The following is a 20770-nucleotide window of genomic DNA, read 5'->3' on the forward strand; positions in this document are numbered from 1 at the left end:
GGGCAGGCGCGGCGCCCCGCCAGCCCGCCGGCCGGGCCGCAGGGCCGTAGCAGGCGCGCCCGCGGGCTACACGGGCAGCAGCACGAACAGCCAGGCCAGGGCCGGGCCGACCGCCACGACGACGCCGGAGTAGACCAGCATCTGCTTGAAGTACCGGTCCCGCTCCGAGGCGTCCACGTTGGCCAGGACCATCGCCCCGTTGGTGGAGAAGGGGCTGACGTCGACGACGGTCGAGGCGATCGCGATGGCCGCCGCGAAGCCGATCGCGGGCAGCTCCCCGGTCTGCAGCAGCGGGGCCGCGATCGAGAGGCCGACGCCGATGGTCGCGATGGACGAGGCCAGCGCCGAGACGATCCCGGCCATGTAGCACAGCAGCAGCGCCCCGACGAGCGCGGCCCCGATGGACACCACCCCGCCCGAGACGAAGTCGACGGTCCCGGCGGTCTCCATAACGCCGATGTAGGTCACGACGCCGCCCACCAGCACCACGGTCCCCCACGAGACGTTGACCAGCGACTTCTTGGCCTCGGCCGGCTTGACGACGGCCAGCACGGTGCCGATGACGATCGAGAGCACGCCGATGTCGACGCCGAAGCCGCCCGCGCCCACGACGAGCACGCCGAGCCCCGCCAGGGTGAGCAGCTGATAGGGGGTGACGCGGGCGGGCGCGGGATCCGCCGCCGGGGCGCCCCCGGCCTCGCGCGTCGCGGCACCGGTCCGCACCGTCGCCGCGCCCCCGCCGGAGCGCGCCGTCATCGCGTCTCCGCCGGAGGACACCGTCACCACGTCGCCGCCGGCGGACGGCGACGAACCGCCCCGGCCGTCCCGCTCGACGTCGTGGAACCGGGGCCCGCGGCGGAGACCCGCCCATCGGCCGCGGACCCGGACCCGCCCCCGGCGCCGGCGTCCGCCACCCCCGCGACGCCGTCGCTCACCCGCCGCCCCAGGAGCGCGCGGCCGCCCATGACCAGGTACACCACCGCCCCGATCGCGGTGTTGAACGCCAGCGCGCACAGGAACAGCGCCCACGGGCTCTCGCCGAGGCCCTGCCCGAGGAGGAAGTTGTTGACGTAGATGCCGTAGACGCTGAGCGGCGAGAGCATGCCGGCCATGCCGCCGTGGACGACCATCATGCCCATCATGAGCGGGTTGATCCCGTACTTCCGCGCGAAGGGGACGGCCAGCGGGGCGACGACGCCGATGGCGAAGATCGCCCCGATCCCCATCAGCACCCCGGTCAGGGCGAAGAAGATCCACGGGGCCAGCGCCACCGTGCCCCGCACGGCCCGCAGGCTCCAGGAGAGCACCAGGTCGATGGTGCCGTTCTGCTGCGCGAAGCCGAACAGGAAGGTCAGCCCCATGAGGGCGAACATGAGGTCCAGCGGGAAGCCGGCGATCACGTCGTCGAGGTCCATCCCGACCGCGAAGAGGCCCACCAGGAACGCCGCGACGAGGCCCAGCAGTCCCATGTTGACGTTGCGGATCGTCCCGATGAGGAACATCACCGCCAGTACCAGGATCGTGACGACTTCCACACTCATCGCGTTCGCACCCTCCGCTTCGATTCACGACGTCGTCCGCGGCGTTGCGGACCACCTCACTGTACTGAACCGGCCGGCGGGACCCGCAGCCGGGTCCACATAGCAGTCAGGGCGAGGCGCGCTCAGGCGTCCCGCGCGGCGCGCGCCGCGGCCGTCCCCTCCGGCGTGGTGCCCAGGGACCAGCTCAGCCGGTGCTCCGGGGACGGCCCGTGGGCGCCGACGGCCAGCCGGTGCGCGGCCGAGCCGTAGCCCTTGTTGCCCGCCCACCCGTAGGCGGGCCAGCGGGCGGAGAGCCGCTCCATGGCGCGGTCCCGCTCGACCTTGGCGACCACGCTGGCCGCCGCGACGCTCGCGCAGCGGAAGTCCGCCTTGACCTCCGTCCGGACGGGCCCCTCCCACGGGGCGCCCGCGTCGCCGTAGCCGGCCAGGGGGTCCTCCTCCGCGAGCGAGAACAGGTCCGCGGGCGGGGCGCCGAGCCAGTCGTGGCTGCCGTCGAGCAGGACGGCGGAGGGCACGACGTCGTGCTCCCGGGCCAGCGCCGCGAGGGCCCGGCGCCCGGCGAGGCGCAGCGCGAGGGTCATGCCCAGCGCGTCGATCTCCGCGGGCGAGGCGGAGCCCGTGCGCACCGGGATCCACGCCCGGATCAGGGGCTCCATCGCCGCCCGCCGGGCCGGGGCGAGCGCCTTGCTGTCGGTGAGCCCGGCGACCTCCAGCGTCGTGGCCGGGAGCACCGCGGCCGCCCCGACCGTGACGGGCCCGGCCAGCGAGCCGCGCCCCACCTCGTCCATGCCCACGACGCAGCGCGCCCCGGCGGCGAAGAGCTCCGCCTCGATCGAGAGGTCGGCGGCCCGGGCCGGGGCGCGGACGCCGGAGGCGCCCGGCATCAGGACCCGCTCTGCGCGGACGGCGCGGGGATCCCGGAGAAGACGTCCTCGTGGTCGTCGATGACGGTCCAGCGACTGATCGGCCAGGCGATCACGGAGGCCTTGCCGACGACGTCGCCATCGCTGACGAACTCAGTGCCCTGCTCGATGTGGTACCGGGAGTCCGCGGAGGCGCCGCGGTGGTCGCCCATGACGAAGTACTCGCCCTCGGGGACGGTCTCGTCGAAGGCCATGCCGCACGGCTGCGAGCCCGGGAACAGGTAGGCCGACTCGTCCAGCTCCTGGCCGTTGACCTGCACCCGCGCGTCCGGCCCGGTGCAGGTGACGCGGTCCCCGCCCTCGCCGATGACGCGCTTGATGAGGTAGTTCTGCGAGGAGTCGGGCAGCACGCCCACGAAGGACAGCGCCGAGCGCACGGGGTTGCTGGGCGCCGCGGTCTGGGGCACCCAGCCCTGCGAGTCCTCGAAGACGATGACGTCCCCGCGCTCGGGGTCGGAGAAGTAGTTGCCGGCGACGTTGACGAAAATCCGGTCGTTGAGCTGCAGCGTGTTCTCCATGGACCCCGAGGGGATGTAGAAGCCGCGGAAGAGGAAGGTCTTGACGAGGAACGCGATGATCAGCGCGTACAGGATGATCAGGAGGATCTCCTTGACCTTGGGCCACAGCCCGGTGGACCCGGCCTGGGACTCCCGGCCCTCGGGCTGCTCCGGTCCCCCGGAGTGCTGCGCTGCTCGTGCCATCGGGGACGTCCTCCACGGTTGCTCAGGGGCCTGAGGCGGCCCACGGGGTCCTGGGCCCTCGCGGCCCGGGGTCAAGTCTAGTCGTCCAGGCCGCCGATCCGGTCCAGGGGCCACAGCACCGCGACCGGGCGGCCGATGATCGAGTCCGTGCGGATCATCCCCCCGCCGGGCGCGCCCAGGAGCTCGCGGGAGTCGAACGACGCCGAGCGGTGGTCGCCCTGAACCCACATGCGGCCCGCGGGCACGACGGCGTCGAACTCCGTCTCGGACGGGGCGTCGCCGGGCATCACGTACGGCTCGTCCAGCGGCTCGCCATTGACCGTCAGGCGGCCGTCGGCGGTGCAGCAGGCCACGCGGTCCCCCTCGACGCCGATCACGCGCTTGACGAAGACGTCGTCGCGGGACGAGACGCCGAGCCACGCGCCGGCGACCTCGGCGCTCTGGGCGAGCCAGCCCTTGCCGGACTCGTACGGGGCGAGCGAGCCCTTGCCGTCGAAGACCACGATGTCGCCGCGCTGCGGCTCGTCGTCGCCGAGCCGCCACACCGCGAGCCGGTCACCGGGCAGCAGCGTCGGCTCCATCGACCCGGAGGGGATGTAGAAGACCTCCAGCACCAGCGAGCGGACCAGGACCGCGATCAGCACGGCCAGCAGGAGCGCCACCACGACCGAGCGCCGGCCCCCCGCGAGGAGGGACCGGCGCTCGGTGCGCGGGCCCGTTTCCGCGGCCCGCGAGGTGTCCGACATGCGTCGCGACTACTTGACGGGGGTGCGCTTCTCGCGGATGCGAGCAGCCTTGCCGTGGCGGTCGCGCATGTAGTACAGCTTCGCGCGGCGCACGTCGCCGCGGGCCAGGACCTCGATCTTGTCGATGATCGGGGAGTGGACCGGGAAGGTGCGCTCGACGCCCACGCCGAAGGAGACCTTGCGGACGGTGAAGGTCTCGCGGACGCCGGAGCCCTGGCGGCCCATGACGAAGCCCTTGAAGACCTGCACACGCGAGCGGTTGCCCTCGATGATGTTGACGTGCACGTTCAGGGTGTCGCCGGCGCCGAACTCGGGGACGTCCGAGCGCAGGGACTTGTTGTCGATGAAATCGAGAGTCTGCATGACTGTCATTTCTCCTCGGTCGACGCCGCAGGCCACCCACCGATTGGTACGACGGCGGCCGCGGCCCGCGAGGGGCGTGGGCGCCGTCAGGCTAGAGGATCCCGGCGCACGATCGATGCGCCGGCGCCGTGTCCGTGATGGTCGCTCTCCCCCCTGCGGCAGGGGCGTGCCCGGACAAGGCCCAGCGCACTATTGTGCCACATCGTCCCCGGGGTCGCCAGCCTCGCGCCGGGCGTTCCGCGCCTGGTCGTCCTGCCGGCCCAGGGCCTCGAGCTCCTCGCGGTCCCGCTGGTCCGCGGCCGCGAGCACCTCGCGGTCCCGGCGGTCCAGCGCCCCGGGCGGGAGCGCGTCGATCAGGTCCGGGCGGCGCCGGCAGGTGCGCTCGAGCTGCCAGTCCCGCCGCTCGCGGGCGATCCGGGCGTGGTTGCCCGAGAGCAGCACCTCCGGGACGGGGTGCTCGCGCCACACGCTCGGCTTGGTGTAGACGGGGTACTCGAGCAGACCGGCGGCGTGGGACTCCTCGACGAGCGACTCGGGGTTGCCGATCACGCCGGGGATGAGCCGGGCCGCGGCCTCGACCATCGCCATGACCGCGACCTCGCCGCCGTTCAGCACGTAGTCGCCCAGGCTGACCGGGACGACGCGGAACCGCTCGGCGGCCCAGTCGAGCACGCGCTCGTCGATGCCCTCGTAGCGGCCGCAGGCGAAGACGATGTGCCGCTCCCGCGCGAAGGCCTCCGCGGTGCGCTGCGTGAAGACCTGCCCCGCGGGCGAGGGGACCACGAGCAGGGGCCGGCGGGACTCGGCGTCCAGGAACGCGTCCTCCCCCGGCTCGGGCGCGGGGGCCTCGCGCAAGGTGCGCTCGAGCGCCTGGGCCCAGGGCTCGGGCTTCATGACCATGCCGGCGCCGCCGCCGTAGGGCGTGTCGTCCACGGTGCGGTGGCGGTCGGTCGCGAACTCGCGCAGGTCCTGGATGCTCAGCTCCAGCAGCCCGGCCTGCCGGGCCTTGCCGATGAGCGAGAGCTCGAGCGGGGCCAGGTACTCGGGGAAGATCGAGACGACGTCGTACCGGGGGCTCACGGGCGGTCACCGCGATCCGCGAGGGCGACGTCGGTGGCGGCGTCGGCATCGACAGGGGCATCGGTATCGGCCTCGGCCTCAACGTCGGCCCCGGCGCCAGCATCGGACTCGGCGTCGGCGTCGGAGTCGGCGCTGACGTCGGAGTCGGCCCCGGGCTGCTCCTCGTTGAGCTCCAGGAGGCCGGGCGGCGGGCAGACGACGACGCGGCCGGCGTCGAGGTCCACCTCGGGGACGATCTCCTCGACGAACGGCACGAGGACCTCCGCTCCGTCGGCGAGCTCGAGGCGCAGCAGATCCTGGGCGGCACCGGTCTGCAGGCCCGTGACGCGGCCGACCGGGTCCCCCAGCTCCGCCTGCTCCGGGTCCTCGACCACGAAGACGTCCAGGCCCTCGAGCTCGTGCTCGTAGTAGCCCTCCTCGTCCTCCTCGACCTCCTCGCTCTCGACCGAGAGGCGGTGGTCGCGCAGGGCCTCGGCGTCGTTGCGCGTGGCGACCTCGCGGAAGCGCACCACCAGGATGGACTTGTTCCAGCGCGAGGTCGAGACCGTGAGGCGCCCGCCGGGGGCCAGCGGGCTCGCGGGCTCGACGCTCAGCTCGGCGCCGGCGGCGAACCTGCTGCCCGGGTCGTCGGTGAACAGCTGGACGGTGACTTCGCCACGGATGCCGTGGGGCTTGCCGATGCGGGCGACCTGTACCTGCACGTCAGGGCTCCTCGTGAGGTCGGGGCCGGGGACCGGCCGGGCGGTGGGCGGACGCTGCGGCCCGCCGGTGGGCGGGCGGTCCGATGTCTCCAGGTTAAGGCACGGGCCCGCTCCCGCCGGTCGGCGGGAGCGGGCCGGTGGAGCGGAACGCTCGGGTCGCGCTGGGGCGCGGGCGTCAGCGGCGGCGGTCGGTGTCGACGACGTCGACCCGCACCTGCTCGCCCTCGGCCAGCGCGCTGATGACGGTCCGCACCGAGGTCGCGGTGCGCCCGCCCCGGCCGATGACCCGCCCGAGGTCGTCCGGGTGGACCCGGACCTCGAGGGTCTGGCCGCGGCGGCCGCCGCGGGAGCGGACGCTCACGTCATCGGGGTGATCGACGATCCCCCGGACGAGGTGCTCCAGCGCTTCGGCGAGCATGACTACTCGGCGTTCTCTGCGTTCTCGGCGGGAGCCGCGGCGGCCTTGTCCTCACCCTTGGGGGTGATGGCCTCCACGACCACGGAGCCCTTCTCGGGCACCACGAACTGGGGCTTGCGCTCGACGGGCTTGACGGTCGACTCGGTGTCGCCCTCGCCCTTGAACTTGCCCCAGTCGCCGGTCAGCTTGAGGAGCTTCAGGACCTGCTCGGTCGGCTGCGCGCCGACGGAGAGCCAGTACTGGGCCCGCTCGGAGTCGATCTTGATGAACGAGGGGTTCTCGGTCGGCTGGTAGATGCCGATCTCCTCGATCGCGCGACCGTCGCGCTTGGTGCGGGAATCGGCGACGACGACGCGGTAGCGGGGGTCGCGGATCTTGCCCAGACGCTTGAGACGAATCTTAACTGCCACTGGTGTGGACTCCTGTATCTATACACAGTGGATCGCTCGCTCGGTGCAGACCGTGGGGCGGGCCGCGGTGAGGAGGATCCGAAGAGGGACGCAATGGACGCGCGGAGAGAGGGGCCGCGCGCATCGAGTACCCGTCAAGTATACACAGCGACCAGGGGCGACGCAGTGTGCGGCGACCCACGGCGTCGCCCCCGGGCGGGCGCGGCGTCGTGCTCCGGCGCGGAACACCGCGCGCGCCGGGCTGTCAGACCTTCCGGCGGAGCACCTGGGCCCAGGTGAACGACTGCCCGGTGCGCATCACCGCCCGGCGGTAGAGCCGCCCGCACCAGACCATCACCAGCACGACCGTGACCAGGGCGATCGCGGCCGCGATCACGGCCTCCCACCACGAGGCGGAGCCCTCCACCAGCCGCATGGGCATGATGACCGAGGAGAACACCGGGAGGTAGGACAGCACGGTCTGCAGGGTCCCGCTGGCCGCCATGCCTCCCGCCAGGACCGCGACGAGGAGGAAGACGACGGGCCCGGTGCTGGCGTTCATGTCCTCCGTCCGGTCGGCCATCGCGCCGACCACCGCCCACAGGGCCGCGAGGATCGCGAAGCCGAGGACGAAGAACCCGACGAACCAGCCGATGCCCGTGAGCGCCCAGGCCACGTTGACCCCCAGGTCCAGGAAGGTCGCCGCCGCGAGGCTCACCGCCCCGAAGACGAGCAGCTGCGAGAACGCCAGCGCCATGTTGGCCATCAGCTTGCCCGTCAGCAGCTGCCCGACGGGGATGGAGGCCGCGATGATCTCCACGACCCGGTTCTGCTTCTCCTCGAGGATCGACGCCGCGATGGCCATGCCGAAGGTGATCGCGGCCATGTAGAAGACGAAGGCGAAGACGATCCCCAGCAGGCGCGCCTGGGCGCCGTCGGACGAGCCCTCGGCGGCCTCGACCGTGACCTCGGCGCCGCGGTCCAGCGCCTCGAGGTCCACGCCGAGCTGCGCGGCGTTCTCCGCCTGGACGCCCGCGGAGATCGACTGCATCAGCGACTCGCCCGCCGCGCCGGGCGTGCCGTCGGCGGTGACGAGGGTCCAGCCCTGCGCGTCCTCGTAGAGGGCGAGGTCGGCCTCGTCGTCGGCCACCAGGGCGCGGGCCGCCGCGGGATCGGCCGCGTCGACGGTCTCCAGGCCGTCCCCGCCGTCGGCGGCGGCCAGCTCGGAGGCGGCGGCGACCCGCTCCCCCGCGGCCGCGCCGGCCACGGCGACGGTCTGCGTGGAGTCGCGGCCGCCCATGAAGGACGTGAACACCGCGGCCCCCACCAGGAGCAGGACCGTCACCACCGAGGAGATGAGGAAGGTCTTGTCCGTGGCCCGCACCACGATCTCGCGGGCGGCGACGGTGCGCCACGCGCCGCGCGCGGCTCCGGACCGCGCCGGGGCGGAGCGCTCGAGCGCCGGATGCTCGGCGACGGCGTGCTCGAGGGTGTTCTGGCGGCTCATCGGACGGCCTCCCGGTAGATCTCGGCCAGACTCGGCTGGACGCGTGCGAACTCGGTCATCCCGCGGTCGACGCCGCGGGTCATCAGCTCCCGGCGCAGCCCCTCGGTCTCGCCGCCGCGCGGGAGGTCCACCAGGGCGGTGGGTCCGTCGACGTCCACGACCTCGACGCCGGGCACCTCCCGGACCCATCCGGCGTCGCGCGTCGAGCCGATGCGGTAGCGCAGGGGCCCCGCGTCGCGCAGCTCCTGGGCGGTGCCCGCGACGGCCAGGCGCCCCTCCTCGAGGATGACGACGTCCTCGCAGAGCCGCTCGACGAGGTCCAGCTGGTGGCTGGAGAACAGGATCGAGACGCCGCGGCGCAGGAACGTGCCGAGCAGGGCGACCATCGAGTCGACGGCCACCGGGTCCAGGCCCGAGAACGGCTCGTCGAGGATCAGGCACTCCGGCTCGTGCAGCAGCGCCGCCGCGATCTGGACGCGCTGCTGATTGCCCAGGGAGAGGGACTCCAGCTTGTCGCCGGTCCGCTCGCCCAGGCCGAAGCGGTCCAGCAGCTCGCGCGCCTGCTCCTTGGCGACGGGCGCCTCGAGGCCGCGCAGGCGGCCGAGGTACGCCAGCTGGTCCAGGATCCTCTGCTTCGGGTAGAGGCCGCGCTCCTCGGGCATGTAGCCAAAGCGGGCCCGGTCGGCGCCCGTGATCGGCACCCCGTTCCACAGCACCTCGCCGCGGCTGGGCTCGAGGACCCCCATGATCATGCGCATCGAGGTGGTCTTGCCCGCGCCGTTGGAGCCGAGGAAGCCGGTCATGACGCCGGGCCTGAGGCGGAAGCCGAGGTCGTCCACCACGGTCCTGTCGCCGAAGTCCCGGCCGAGGCCGCGCACCCGCAGACCCGCCTCGGGCGGCGTCCCGTCCCGTGCTCCCGGGGTGTCCGTCGTGGCGGTCGGATGTTCCACTGCTGCCTCCCGGCTGCTCGTCGCGTGATGTGCTCTCGTGACGATCAGCCTAGTGAGGGGGCCGTGACGGGGGCATCAGCCCACGGGGTGAACCGGGCCGCCGGGCATCATCCCCGGGTGGGGGCGGGTGCCCTCCGGCCGGGGTCGCCAGGGCGCGGAGCAGGAGGTCCCGGACCGCGCTACGGCAGGTCCACCAGACCCACCCGGTGCGCGAACAGCACGGCCTGGACCCGGTCCCGGCTGGCGGTCTTGGCGAAGATGTGCGAGACGTGGGTCTTGACGGTGGCCTGGCCGAGGAAGAGCTCGGCCGCGATCTCCTGGTTGGACCGCCCGCGGGCGATGAGCGCGAGGACCTCCCGCTCCCGTTCGGACAGCGCGGCCAGGGCGGCGTCGTCCTCGGCGGAGAGCTCGCGGGCGGGGGCGCGGCCGGGTTCACCGGGTGCGCCCGCGTGGCCGGGTTCGTTGCCGGGGTCCCCGCCGGCGCCGCGCCCCGGCGCAGCGTCCCACCCCGCGCCCGGGTCCGCGGTCGATCGGCCCGCTCCCGCCGCGGACCTGCCCGGGCCCGCCGCCGACGCACCCGCTCCCGAGCCCGCCGCCGGAGCGTCCGCCCCGGAGCGGAGGAGCCGCTGGATCAGCGGCAGGGTCATCTCGGGGCTGAGCAGCGCGTGCCCGCCGGCCACGGCCTCGATCGCCGCGACCAGGTCCTCGGCGCTGGCAGTCTTCAGCAGGAACCCGCTCGCACCGGCCTGCAGCGCCCCGAAGAGGTAGTCGTGGCGGTCGAAGGTGGTGAGGATGATGACCCGCCCCAGCCCCTCCTCCGCCACGATCCGGGTCGCCTCGATCCCGGACATGCCGGGCATCTGGATGTCCATGAGCACGACGTCGGCCGGCGCGTCCCGCAGCCCCGCCAGCGCGGTCCGCGCGTCCGGGGCCTGCCCCACCACCTCGATGCCGGGCTCGGTGGACAGCACGAGCGAGAAGCCCGAGCGCACCAGCTGCTGGTCGTCGACGAGGAAGACGCGGATCGGATCGGTCACGGGGTGCCTTTCGAGGGGGCCCGCAGCGGCAGGCCGAATCGGGTGGTCCAGCCGGGACCCGGGACGCGGGGACCGGCCACGGCGTAGCCGCCGAACGCCGCCGCCCGCTCGCGGAGGCCGGCCAGCCCGGTCCCGGTGCTGTGGACGGCGTCGGCCGCGTGGGCGCGCGTGGGGCGGCCGGAGTCGGTGATCTCGGCCTCCAGCACTCGCGGTGCGTCGAGGTGGCGCAGGACGAGGCGGCACGTCGTCGCGCTCGAGTGCTTCGCCACGTTGGTCAGCGCCTCCTGGGTCATCCGGTAGAACGCGGCCTGCTCGGCCGGGGGCATTTCGGCGAGGGTCCGCTCCCACCGCTCGCCGAACCCCTCGGACCCGACCCGCTCGACCCGCAGCCCCAGGCGCCCGACGCCGTCGATCAGCTCCCGGAGGTCCTCCAACCGGGGCTCGCGGGGGACGGCCCGGGCGCCGGGAACGGCTTGAGCACCGGCAGCGGCACCGGGAACGGGCTCCGCCCCGGATGCGGCCTCCGATCCCGGGACGGCCTCGGCGTCCTCCTCCGCCCGGCGCAGCACGCCCAGCACCGACTGCAGCGCGGCGATTCCCTCCCGCGTGCTTCCCTCGACGGCGGCCAGCGACTCCCGCACCCGCCGCGCCGAGGCGGCGTCGAGCTCCAGGCGGGACCCCGAGGCCTCCGCCGAGGCGACCACCCGGCGCACCCCGCCCGCGAGCAGCCCGACGCCGGTGAAGTGGTGGCCGATCGAGTCGTGGAGGTCGCGCGCGAGCCGCAGCCGCTCCTCGACCACCGCCTGGCGCGTCAGGCGCCGCGACTGGTCCTCGATGGTGCGCTTCTGCTCCCGCAGCCGGTGCTGACGCTGGACGGAGCGCCACGTGATCATGCCGAAGGCGAGCGCGCCGCCGAAGTACGCGGCGTTCAGCGCGAGCGAGTACGCGAAGTAGGCCCCGGCGGCGCTGAGCGGCCCGGGGTTGTCCTCCATGGCCGGGCCCAGCAGCTCGGCCAGGCTCTCGGTGAAGATCCAGGTCAGGAAGAGCCAGGCGAACATCCCGACCACGACCAGCCCGCTGAGGACCACGAGAGCGCCCCGCCGGCGGGACCAGGCGGCGGCCGTGTAGATGGCCACGAAGTAGCTGCCCTGGTAGACGGGGGTGATCGACGCCTCGGGCGAGACGTAGCTCAGGAGGATGAAGGCGAGGCTCGTGACGGCGAGAGTCGCGAGGGGGAACCGCCGGCGCGCCGCGAGGCAGGCCGGCAGGACCGCGCTGGCGAGGTAGTCGAGGGGCCCGGGGTCCGCGTCGTAGGCCCCCATGCTGTGCAGGATGACCACGGTGCCCAGAGCGGCGGCCACCAGCAGGGCCGCGAGGACGACGTCGGCCCGGCGCTGCCGCGCGGTGGGCGGGGGCCGCTTCCAGTCGGTGCCGACCTGGCCCTCCCACAGCGCCCTCAGCCGGGCCGCCGGGCCCCGTGCGTCCACCGCTACCGCTTCCGGCGGGCGATCCAGGCGCCGACGCCGATCCCCGCGGCGGCCACCACGGCCCACGGGTTCCGGCGGGCGGCGTCGAGGCGCGCTCGGCGGCGTCGCGCACGGCCGGGAGGGCCTCCGCGACGGCCGGGCGCCCCTCGGCCTCCGTGACGAACGCCAGGGGCTCGTGCCCGGGCCGGTCCACAAAGAGGCGGCGGCCGTCGATGATCTTGGCGGCGACGTCGGGCACCCCCAGCAGCTGCAGGGCCGACTCCGGGGCGTAGCGGCCGCTGACGTCCCGGGCGTAGTGCTCGAGGCGGCGGGAGCCCACCGCGTCGAGCCCGAAGGCCTCGGACAGGGCGGCCACCCCGGCGATGCGGGCGGCGTCGCGCAGCCTGCTCGGGGACTGGCCGGCCACCTGCGCCTGCAGCACGTCCGCCGGGGAGTCCGCGGGGTAGGAGGTCACGGCGTCGCGGATCGGGCCCCACTCCAGCGTGACCGGCTCCCCCTCGGGCGGGCAGTAGGTCGTCGCCCGGTGCTCCCCGTCGGTGTCCAGCACGACGGCGCGGGCGCGGGCCGAGTCGACGACCTCCAGCAGCGCGGGGTAGTCCTCGGCGCTGACCAGGAGCCAGCCGGGGCCGGCGTCGGCGACCTCGATCCGGCCCGAGAAACCGGACCGGGAGAGCCAGCGGGCCAGGCGGGCGCGGTCCGCCTCGATCGTGGCGATGGCCGTGGGGTTCTCCGGGGCCCCGGCACCGGTCTGCCACGAGGCGTACTCGAGCCCGGGGTAGGCGAGGATCGCCTCCATGATCTCGTTGAGCTCGCCGCCCAGGCTGAGCTGGCCGTCGAGGCTCGCGCGGGCCACGAGGGTCATCCCGCCCTCGACGTGGACCGGGAGCATGAGCTGCAGGTTCTGCTCGCCGGAGGTGTACAGGGCGGGCACCGACTCCTCGCGGAGGAGCCGGAGGATGTTCTCCCGCTCGGCCTCCGCGTCCTGTCCCGCCGCCGTGACCGCGCCGTCGGCCGATTCGGTCAGCCGCTGGTGCAGGTCCAGGCGCACGGGGACCCACTGCCAGGCGATGCCGTGGGGCGTCTGCCGGTCCGTGGTGTGGTCCTCGGGCGTCACGTCTAGTCCTTCGTCGTTCGATGGGTCCGGGGTCGGTGGGCGGCCTCGCGGCGGGGGCCGTTACCCCGCCACCGGGTGTTCGGAGCCGAGCGGGCCTCCGGATGGGCCCGGGGCCCGGGCGTCCCGGCTCAGTTCCAGCGGCGGGAGCTCAGCTCGATGACGGCCTCCCCCTCGCGCACCGACAACGCCTGGCGCAGCCGGCCGGCGAACCCGGGGCCGAGGTAGTCCTCCAGCGTCTCCGGGTCGACGAAGCGGTACTCCAGCAGCTCCTCCTCCTGGAGGGTGATGGGGGCGTCCGCGGGGACCGTCCCGCCGTCGTAGACGTAGTAGGCCGAGTCTCCCCACTCCCCCATGCTCAGGCCGTGGAAGATCAGCAGCAGGCGCCCCGGGGGCAGGTCCAGGCCGACCTCCTCCAGCACCTCGCGGAAGCACCCCTCCTGGGGCGCCTCGCCCGCCTCGACCGTGCCGCCGGGCAGGGTCCAGCCGTCCTTGTAGTTGGGCTTGGCCACCAGCACGCGGCCTCGCGGGTCGGTGATCAGCGCGCCCGCGGCCATGCGGCGCCGCGGCAGCGAGGCGACGAAGGCCCGGAATTCCTCAGGGGTGAGATAGGTGTCAGGCATACGTACAGCTTTACTTGTCTCCCAGGAATTTCTCAAAGCCCTTGGGCAGATTCATGGCGTCCTGGTCGAAGGTGGAGCCCTGCTGCCCGAAGGAGGAGCCCTGCTGCGCGACCTTCTGGCCGCCGCCCTTCAGCTGCGCCTCCCGCTTGGCGGGGTTGCCCGAGCGGACCTTCTTGCCCTTGCCCTTGGCCGCCTTCTTCTTGCCGCCGTGCCCGGCGCCGGGCATCCCGCCCATGCCGGGCATGCCGCCGCCCATCCCGGGCATGTTGGGCATGCCCTTGCCCTGCGCCATGCGCTTCATCATCTTCTGCGCCTGGCCGAACCGCTCCATGAGCTGATTGACCTCGGAGACCGTGGCGCCGGAGCCGCGGGCGATGCGCGCGCGGCGGGAGCCGTTGATGATCTTCGGCGCGACCCGCTCGTGCGGGGTCATCGAGCGGACGATCGCCTCGACCCGGTCGATCTCCCGGTCGTCGAAGTTCTCCAGCTGCTGCCGCATCTGGGCGGCGTTGGGCATCATCGCCAGCAGCTTCTTCATCGACCCCATCTTGCGGATCTGCTGCATCTGGGCGAGGAAGTCCTCGAAGGTGAAGTCCTCCTGGTCGGCGAACTTCTGCGCCATCCGGTCGGCCTCGGCCTTGTCCCAGCTGGCCTCGGCCTGCTCGATCAGGGTCAGGACGTCGCCCATGTCCAGGATGCGCTTGGCCATCCGGTCCGGGTGGAACTGCTCGAAGTCCTTCACGCCCTCGCCGGTGGAGGCGAACATGATGGGCTTGCCGGTCACCGAGGCGACCGAGAGCGCCGCGCCGCCGCGGGCGTCGCCGTCGAGCTTGGAGAGCACGACGCCGGTGAAGTCCACGCCGTCCTGGAAGGCGAGCGCGGTGTTGACCGCGTCCTGGCCGATCATCGCGTCGATGACGAACAGGACCTCCTGCGGGGCGATCGCGTCGCGGATGTCCCGCGCCTGCTTCATCAGCTCCTGGTCCACGCCGAGGCGCCCGGCGGTGTCGACGATGACGACGTCGTGCAGCTTGGCGCGCGCGGTGGCCACGCCGTCGCGGGCGACCTGGACCGGGTCCCCCGTGGGGTCGTCGAACTCGCTGGTGGTGCCGGGGTGCGGCGCGTAGACGGGGACGCCGGCGCGCTGGCCGACGACCTGCAGCTGGTTCACGGCGTTGGGCCGCTGGAGGTCGGAGGCGACCAGGAGCGGCTTGTGGCCCTGGCCCGCGAGCCAGCTGCCGAGCTTGCCCGCCAGCGTGGTCTTGCCCGCGCCCTGGAGGCCGGCGAGCATGATGATGGTGGGGCCGGTCTTGGCCATCTGGATGCGGCGGGTCTCGCCGCCGAGGATGCCCTGGAGCTCCTCGTTGACGATCTTCACGACCTGCTGCGCGGGGTTCAGCGCCTCGGAGACCTCCGAGCCCAGCGCGCGCTCCTTGATCGCGGCGGCGAACTCGCGGACCACCGGGACGGCGACGTCGGCGTCGAGCAGGGCCCGGCGGATCTCGCGCACGGTGGCGTCGACGTCGGCCTCGGAGAGGCGGCCCTTGCCGCGGAGGTTCTTGAAGGTCGATGCAAGGCGATCTGAAAGGGAATTGAACACGTGCCGTGGTCTACTTTCGCTGCGGAGATTCTCGGGGCGTGCCCCGCCGGCGGACGACGTCGGCGGGAAGCGGTCGACTTAACAGAGTAGCACCGGTGCCCCCGCTCGAACTGAACGGGGGCACCGGTGCGGTGGCGGGAGAGGTGGTCGGGGCCTCAGCCGCGGTGGGAGGGGGCGTACTCGGGCTCCTCCTGCTCCGAGCGCTCCGGGGCGGGTCCGCGGGCCCCGAGCTCGGCCTTGGCCTCCTCCACGGAGATCTTCTGGTCGCTGATCTCCCCGGAGTCGGTGGAGCGCAGCACGTGCAGCTGGCCGGCGTCGTCGGCCGCGAAGAGGTAGGCGGACTCGGCGTGGGCGGTCATGTCGATGCCGCGGTCCTCCTCGCTCTCGGAGACCCGGAAGCCGATGGTCTTGTGGATCGCGAGCCCGATGATCAGCGTCATGATCGCGGTGAAGGCGACCGAGATGACCGTGGCCACCGACTGGGTCAGCAGGAGGCCGAAGCCGCCGCCGTAGAACAGGCCCGGGGTCCCGGTGGAGCCGGTGGCGATGAAGCCGAGGGCCACGGTGCCGACCACGCCGGAGACCAGGTGGACGCCGACGACGTCGAGCGAGTCGTCGTAGCCCCAGCGGTACTTCAGCCCCACCGCGAGCGCCGAGGCCGCACCGGAGACCGCGCCGAGCACGATGGCCCAGCCCGGGTCCACGTTGGCGCAGGCCGGGGTGATCGCGACCAGGCCGGCCACGATGCCCGAGGCGGCGCCGAGGCTCGTCGCGTGGCCGTTGCGCAGGCGCTCGACCAGCAGCCAGCCGAGCATCGCGGCGGCGGGGCTGGCCAGGGTGTTGACCCAGATCAGGCCGGCCTGCGTGCCGTCGGAGGCGGCCCCGACGTTGAAGCCGAACCAGCCGAACCACAGCAGCGCCGCGCCGAGCATCACGAAGGGCAGGTTGTGCGGGCGGTGCTCCGGGTCCTTGCCGAAGCCGCGGCGCACGCCGAGGATCAGGCACAGCACCAGGGCGGCGACGCCGGCGTTGATGTGCACGACCAGGCCGCCGGCGAAGTCGATGGCCTCGCCGAGCACCGAGCCGATGGCGCCGTCCTCGGTGAACAGGCCGCCGTCGGCCCAGACCATGAAGGCCAGGGGCGCGTAGACCAGGGTGACCCACACGGGGACGAAGAGGCACCAGGCGCCGAACTTGGCGCGGTCCGCGATGGACCCGGAGATCAGGGCCACGGTGATGATCGCGAAGGTCGCGGAGAAGCCGATGCCGAGCAGGTCCGGGGTGCCGTTGGAGTTCACCAGGGCCATGTCCGCGAACGGGTTGCCCACGATCCCGGGGATGGCGCCGGGGGCGGTGGCCATCGAGGAGCCCCACAGGACCCAGACGACCCCGACGAACCCGATGGAGACGAAGCTCATCATCATCATGTTCAGCGCGGCCTTGGCCCGGGTCATGCCTCCGTAGAAGAAGGCCAGACCGGGCGTCATGAGCAGGACGAGCGCGGCGGCCACGACCGTCCACACCTCCTGAGCGGTGATTGTTTCCACGACCTTCTCCCTTTCACGCGAGGTCTCTCCCGGCGGCCGGATGGCCCGACGTCGCCGGTGCCGGGGTCTCGCCCTCCATCCTCCGGCGGGGGTGTTTCGGGAGCCGCGCCGGTTGCGTTTCGGCCGTGTAACGCTTGGCCCGCGGTGTTTCGGGGGTGTGACGGGGACGACGCCGGCCGGGAGCTCCCACGGGTCCGTCGGCGCCGCGCGGGGCCGGCGGAGAGGCCCGGCGGCACCGCCAGGGGCCGCGCGAAGGGTGCGAGCGGCACCGCCCCGGAACGCGCGAGGGGCCCGCCGGAGTCCGGCGGGCCCCTCGGGGGGTCTCCCACGTCGCGCCGCGGCGGCGCGCGCGTCGGCAGCGGGTCGGTCAGTCGAGCAGCGCGTCCACGAAGCCCTCGGGGTCGAAGGGCGCGAGGTCGTCCGGGCCCTCCCCCAGGCCGACGAGCTTGACCGGCACGCCCAGCTCGTCCTGGATCGCGACGACGATCCCGCCCTTGGCGGTGCCGTCCAGCTTGGTCAGCACGATGCCGGTGATGTTCACGACCTCCGCGAAGACCTTGGCCTGGACCATGCCGTTCTGCCCGGTGGTCGCGTCGATGACCAGCAGCACCTCGGTCACCGGCGCGACCTTCTCGGTCACCCGCTTGACCTTGCCCAGCTGGTCCATCAGCCCGGCCTTGTTCTGGAGCCGCCCGGCGGTGTCGATCATGACGGTGTCGGCGCCCTCGCGCCGGGCGGTCTCGGCCGCCTCGTAGGCCACCGACGCCGGGTCGGCGCCCTCCTGCTCGGAGCGCACGGTCCGCACGCCGACGCGGTTGCCCCACGTCTGCAGCTGGTCCGCGGCGGCCGCGCGGAACGTGTCCGCGGCCCCCAGGATCAGGGACTTCTCCTCGGCGACCATGACCCGGGCGAGCTTGCCCACGGTCGTGGTCTTGCCGACGCCGTTCACGCCGACCACCAGCACGACGCCGGGGTCCTCCCCCGCGCCGTCGAGGGCGAGCTCGCGGTCCATGCTGGGGTCCACCAGCCGGATGAGCTCCTCGCGCAGCATCTGCTTGACGTGGGCCGGGTCGTCGGTGCCCTCGATCCGCACGCGGGTCTGCAGGCTCTCGACCAGCCGCTGCGAGGGCCCGGCGCCGAGGTCCGCCATGAGCAGCGTCTCCTCGATCTCGTCCCAGACGTCCTGGTCGATCTTCTCGCGGGAGAGCAGCGCGAGCAGGCCCTTGCCCAGCATCGAGTTGGAGCGGGACAAGCGCGCGCGCAGGCGGACGAGGCGGCCCGCGACGGGGGCGGGGCGCTCGGGCCGCGACGGGGCGGGCGCCTCGGGGGCCTCCGCGGGCGGGGCGGCGACGTCGTCGGCGTCGCGGGTCTGCGGGTACCCGCCCTTGGGGGCCCGGGGGCCGCGCAGGAGCACGAAGGCGAGGCCGCCCAGCACGATGACGCCCAGGGCGATGAAGAGGATGAGGATGAGGGAGTCGTTCACCCTTCCAGCTTGCCATACGGCCGCGCGCGGCCGCCGCCTCTCCGGGGGCCGCCCCAGGGTGAGGCCGTCGCGCCTGGTAGTAGGGTTCTGACGTGGCTCGTTTCAGATTCCCTCCCTTCCGCCGCCGTCCGCGGGCGGACACTCCCCAGGCCCCTGACCGGCCCGCGATCCCCTCGGACCTCAAGGTCCTCATCGTCGCGGCGTTCGTGATCGCCGTCGGCTTCGGCATCGTCGCGCCCGTGCTGCCGCAGTTCGCCTCGTCGTTCGGGGTCGGGGCCGCGGCCTCCGGCGTCGTGATCAGCGCCTTCGCCGTGATGCGCGTGGCCTGGGCGCCGGCGGCGGGTCCGCTGATGTCCCGGATCGGGGAGCGCCGGACCTACCTGTGGGGGCTCGGGATCGTCGCGGCATCCTCGGCGGCCACGGCCTTCGCGGGGAGCTACGCGTGGCTCATCGTGCTCCGGGGTCTGGGCGGGATCGGCTCGGTCATGTTCACCATCTCCGCGATGGGGCTGATCGCGCGGCTCGCGCCCACCGCCATCCGCGGCCGGGTCTCGGGCTACTACGCGACGGCGTTCCTGCTGGGCAACATCATGGGGCCGGTCCTGGGCAGCCTCACCGCGCAGTGGGGCCTGCAGGCCCCGTTCATCATCTACGCGGCCGCGCTGGCGGTCGCGATCGCGGTGGCCGCGTGGAAGCTGCGCCCGGTCGCGGCGTCCACCGACACCGGGTCCGTGGTGCTGCCCATGCGCCTCGGTGAGGCCTGGGCGACGCCGGGGTACCGGGCCCTGCTGTCTTCGAGCTTCGCGCACGGCTGGGCCAACTTCGGGGCCCGGGTCGCGCTGATCCCGCTGCTGGCGGCGGCGATCGTGGGCGGCTCCGGCGCCGGGGTCGCGGGCGTCGCGCTGGCCGCGCTGGCCGGCGGGGCCGCCGTGTCCCAGGTCCTGCTGAGCGGGCTCTCGGACCGGATCGGCCGGCGCCCGGTCATGCTCGCGGGCCTGTTCGCCAGCGCGGTGCTGACCGGCGCCTTCGGCTTCTCGCAGAACGAGTGGGTGCTCTGGAGCCTGTGCCTGACCACCGGCTTCACGACCGGCCTGTACGCGCCGGCGCAGCAGGCCGCGCTGGCCGACATCGTGGGCTCCAAGCGCTCGGGCGGCAACGTAATGGCCACCTACCAGGCGGCCGCCGACGCCGGGACCATCGTGGCGCCGGTGCTGCTGGGCGCGGTGGTCGACGCCGTCGGCTTCGGCCTGGCCTTCCTCATCTCCGGGGCCCTGTTCGTGCTCGCCGGGCTGGCGTGGACGACGTCGCGCCTGCCGAAGCGGCTGGAGTAGGCCCTAGGGCGGGCGACGGCCGGAAGATCCCGGGGTCAGGCGACGGCCGGGGCGCCCTCGGCCCCGGACGCCGTCAGCGCAGCTCGGCCAGCCGCTGCGAGATGACCTGGGTGATCCCGTCGCCCCGCATCGAGACCCCGTAGAGGGCGTCGGCGATCTCCATCGTCCGCTTCTGGTGGGTGATGACGATCAGCTGCGAGCTGGTCTGCAGCTCCTGCAGGATCGTGAGCAGCCGGCCCAGGTTCCGGTCGTCCAGGGCGGCCTCGACCTCGTCCATGACGTAGAACGGCGAGGGCCGGGCCTTGAAGATGGCCACCAGCATCGCGATGGCCGTGAGGGAACGCTCCCCGCCGGAGAGCAGGGACAGGCGCTTGACCTTCTTCCCCGCGGGCTTGGCGTGGACGTCGATGCCGGTCGCGAGCATGTCGCTCGGGTCGGTCAGCACCAGCCGGCCCTCGCCGCCGGGGAACAGGGTCGCGAAGACGCGGACGAACTGCTCCTGGGTGTCCTCGAAGGCCCGGGTGAAGACCTCGCGGACGTGGCGGTCGACGTCGCGGATGATCTCCTCGAGGTCGGCCCGCGAGCGCCGCAGGTCCTCGAGCTGCTGCACCAGGTAGGTATGCCGCTCCTCGAGCGCCGCGAACTCCTCCAGGGCCAGCGGGTTGACCTTGCCCAGCGCCTTCAGGTCCCGGCGGGCCCGCTGCAGCCGCCGCTCCTGCTCGGCGCGGACGTAGGCGCGCTCCCCGGACCGCTCGCCGTCGTCGTCGAGCTCCGGGATGGGCAGGTGGGGGCCGTAGTCCTCGACCAGGGCGCCGGTGCTGAGGCTCAGCTCCTCGAGGATGGCCGTGCGCAGGGACTCCAGGGTCGCCTCGCGGGTCGCGCGCTCGAGCTCGCCCGCGTGCGCCGTCGAGCGGAGGCCCTCGAGCGAGCGCCGCTGCTCCCGCTCGGCCTCGCGCGCGGAGCGCAGGCGGGTCTCGACGCCGGCCCGGTCGGTCTGGGCCCCCCCGTGGGCGGGGGGGGCGGGGGGCCGGCCCCCGCCCCCGGCACCGGCCCGCCCCACCGCCCCGCCGGATCCCCGGCGGCGGGAGCCCTCCGCCCGGGAGTCCGCCCGCCTGCGCTCCCACAAGGGCGTGAGCCTCGAGGATGCCCGCGAGCGCATGCTCGAGGGGGCATACTTCGGCACCATGATGGTCCAGCTGGGCGACGTCGACGGCATGGTCTCCGGCGCGGCG

Annotated in this window: 20 protein-coding genes and 1 pseudogene; 2 read left to right on the plus strand and 19 right to left on the minus strand. The window is 73.6% G+C overall.

Annotated elements, in window-relative coordinates; translation table 11 throughout:
• Window positions 1-66: 66 nt before the first annotated feature.
• The 18 genes from NBM05_RS13600 to ftsY all read right to left on the minus strand — a co-directional run bounded on the left by NBM05_RS13600 (window position 67) and on the right by ftsY (window position 18207).
• Entirely contained in the window at window positions 67-756 is a 690-nt protein-coding gene (locus NBM05_RS13600) for a hypothetical protein (RefSeq protein ID WP_254168573.1), read from the minus strand.
• 23 nt (window positions 757-779) lie between these two features.
• Window positions 780-1541: a transporter permease gene (locus tag NBM05_RS13605; protein WP_254168575.1), complete on the minus strand. Its 762-nt coding sequence runs from the start codon at window positions 1539-1541 to the stop codon at window positions 780-782.
• Window positions 1542-1663: 122 nt separating this feature from the next.
• Entirely contained in the window at window positions 1664-2425 is a 762-nt protein-coding gene (gene rnhB / locus NBM05_RS13610; RefSeq protein ID WP_254168577.1) for a ribonuclease HII, read from the minus strand.
• Window positions 2425-3165, minus strand: a complete 741-nt coding sequence (lepB, locus tag NBM05_RS13615; protein WP_254168579.1) for a signal peptidase I — start codon at window positions 3163-3165, stop codon at window positions 2425-2427. Before lepB (NBM05_RS13615) ends, rnhB begins: the two co-directional genes overlap by 1 nt.
• Before the next feature lie 77 nt (window positions 3166-3242).
• Window positions 3243-3911, minus strand: coding sequence for a signal peptidase I (lepB, locus tag NBM05_RS13620; RefSeq protein ID WP_254168581.1), 669 nt, complete (start codon window positions 3909-3911; stop codon window positions 3243-3245).
• A gap of 9 nt (window positions 3912-3920) precedes the next feature.
• A complete protein-coding gene (rplS, locus tag NBM05_RS13625; protein ID WP_254168583.1) occupies window positions 3921-4274 on the minus strand; it encodes a 50S ribosomal protein L19 in 354 nt (117 codons plus the stop codon).
• Between the two features lie 189 nt (window positions 4275-4463).
• Window positions 4464-5354, minus strand: a complete 891-nt coding sequence (gene trmD, locus NBM05_RS13630; protein ID WP_254168585.1) for a tRNA (guanosine(37)-N1)-methyltransferase TrmD — start codon at window positions 5352-5354, stop codon at window positions 4464-4466.
• Window positions 5351-6055, minus strand: coding sequence for a ribosome maturation factor RimM (rimM, locus tag NBM05_RS13635; protein WP_254168587.1), 705 nt, complete (start codon window positions 6053-6055; stop codon window positions 5351-5353). Before rimM ends, trmD begins: the two co-directional genes overlap by 4 nt.
• A 175-nt stretch (window positions 6056-6230) precedes the next feature.
• Window positions 6231-6473 (minus strand): RNA-binding protein, encoded by a 243-nt coding sequence (locus tag NBM05_RS13640; protein ID WP_254168589.1) that lies wholly within the window; start codon window positions 6471-6473, stop codon window positions 6231-6233.
• 2 nt (window positions 6474-6475) lie between these two features.
• Window positions 6476-6883 (minus strand): 30S ribosomal protein S16, encoded by a 408-nt coding sequence (rpsP, locus tag NBM05_RS13645; protein WP_254168591.1) that lies wholly within the window; start codon window positions 6881-6883, stop codon window positions 6476-6478.
• Between the two features lie 244 nt (window positions 6884-7127).
• Window positions 7128-8369, minus strand: a complete 1242-nt coding sequence (locus tag NBM05_RS13650) for an ABC transporter permease (RefSeq protein ID WP_254168593.1) — start codon at window positions 8367-8369, stop codon at window positions 7128-7130.
• On the minus strand, window positions 8366-9319 hold the full coding sequence (locus NBM05_RS13655; protein WP_309248175.1) for an ABC transporter ATP-binding protein: 954 nt from the start codon (window positions 9317-9319) through the stop codon (window positions 8366-8368). Before NBM05_RS13655 ends, NBM05_RS13650 begins: the two co-directional genes overlap by 4 nt.
• A gap of 179 nt (window positions 9320-9498) precedes the next feature.
• The gene (locus NBM05_RS13660) at window positions 9499-10356 is read right to left on the minus strand and encodes a response regulator transcription factor (protein ID WP_254168595.1); all 858 of its coding nucleotides are present in this window, start codon (window positions 10354-10356) and stop codon (window positions 9499-9501) included.
• Complete coding sequence (locus NBM05_RS15715; protein WP_254168597.1) at window positions 10353-11843, minus strand: sensor histidine kinase; 1491 nt, start codon at window positions 11841-11843, stop codon at window positions 10353-10355. Before NBM05_RS15715 ends, NBM05_RS13660 begins: the two co-directional genes overlap by 4 nt.
• Window positions 11844-13085: 1242 nt before the next feature.
• Window positions 13086-13577 carry an NUDIX domain-containing protein gene (locus tag NBM05_RS13670; RefSeq protein WP_254168599.1) on the minus strand — a complete coding sequence of 164 codons (492 nt, stop codon included), beginning with the start codon at window positions 13575-13577 and terminating at the stop codon, window positions 13086-13088.
• 10 nt (window positions 13578-13587) lie between these two features.
• Window positions 13588-15177 (minus strand): signal recognition particle protein, encoded by a 1590-nt coding sequence (ffh, locus tag NBM05_RS13675; protein WP_254168601.1) that lies wholly within the window; start codon window positions 15175-15177, stop codon window positions 13588-13590.
• A 155-nt stretch (window positions 15178-15332) separates the two neighbouring features.
• Window positions 15333-16664, minus strand: coding sequence for an ammonium transporter (locus NBM05_RS13680; protein ID WP_254168609.1), 1332 nt, complete (start codon window positions 16662-16664; stop codon window positions 15333-15335).
• Between the two features lie 427 nt (window positions 16665-17091).
• On the minus strand, window positions 17092-18207 hold the full coding sequence (gene ftsY / locus NBM05_RS13685) for a signal recognition particle-docking protein FtsY (protein WP_254168603.1): 1116 nt from the start codon (window positions 18205-18207) through the stop codon (window positions 17092-17094).
• A gap of 92 nt (window positions 18208-18299) precedes the next feature.
• Here ftsY and NBM05_RS15720 point away from each other — a divergent pair, with 92 nt between their 5' ends.
• On the plus strand, window positions 18300-19538 hold the full coding sequence (locus tag NBM05_RS15720; RefSeq protein WP_254168605.1) for an MFS transporter: 1239 nt from the start codon (window positions 18300-18302) through the stop codon (window positions 19536-19538).
• A gap of 73 nt (window positions 19539-19611) precedes the next feature.
• Here the strand turns inward: NBM05_RS15720 and NBM05_RS13695 are convergent, their stop codons facing one another.
• Complete coding sequence (locus tag NBM05_RS13695; protein WP_373689341.1) at window positions 19612-20697, minus strand: AAA family ATPase; 1086 nt, start codon at window positions 20695-20697, stop codon at window positions 19612-19614.
• Here NBM05_RS13695 and NBM05_RS13700 point away from each other — a divergent pair.
• Window positions 20630-20770: pseudogene (locus NBM05_RS13700) on the plus strand (phosphate acyltransferase); the annotation flags it as partial. The gene NBM05_RS13695 and the pseudogene NBM05_RS13700 overlap by 68 nt on opposite strands.

The sequence above is a fragment of the Rothia santali genome, from assembly GCF_024199905.1.
GTDB classification, from domain to species: domain Bacteria; phylum Actinomycetota; class Actinomycetes; order Actinomycetales; family Micrococcaceae; genus Rothia; species Rothia santali.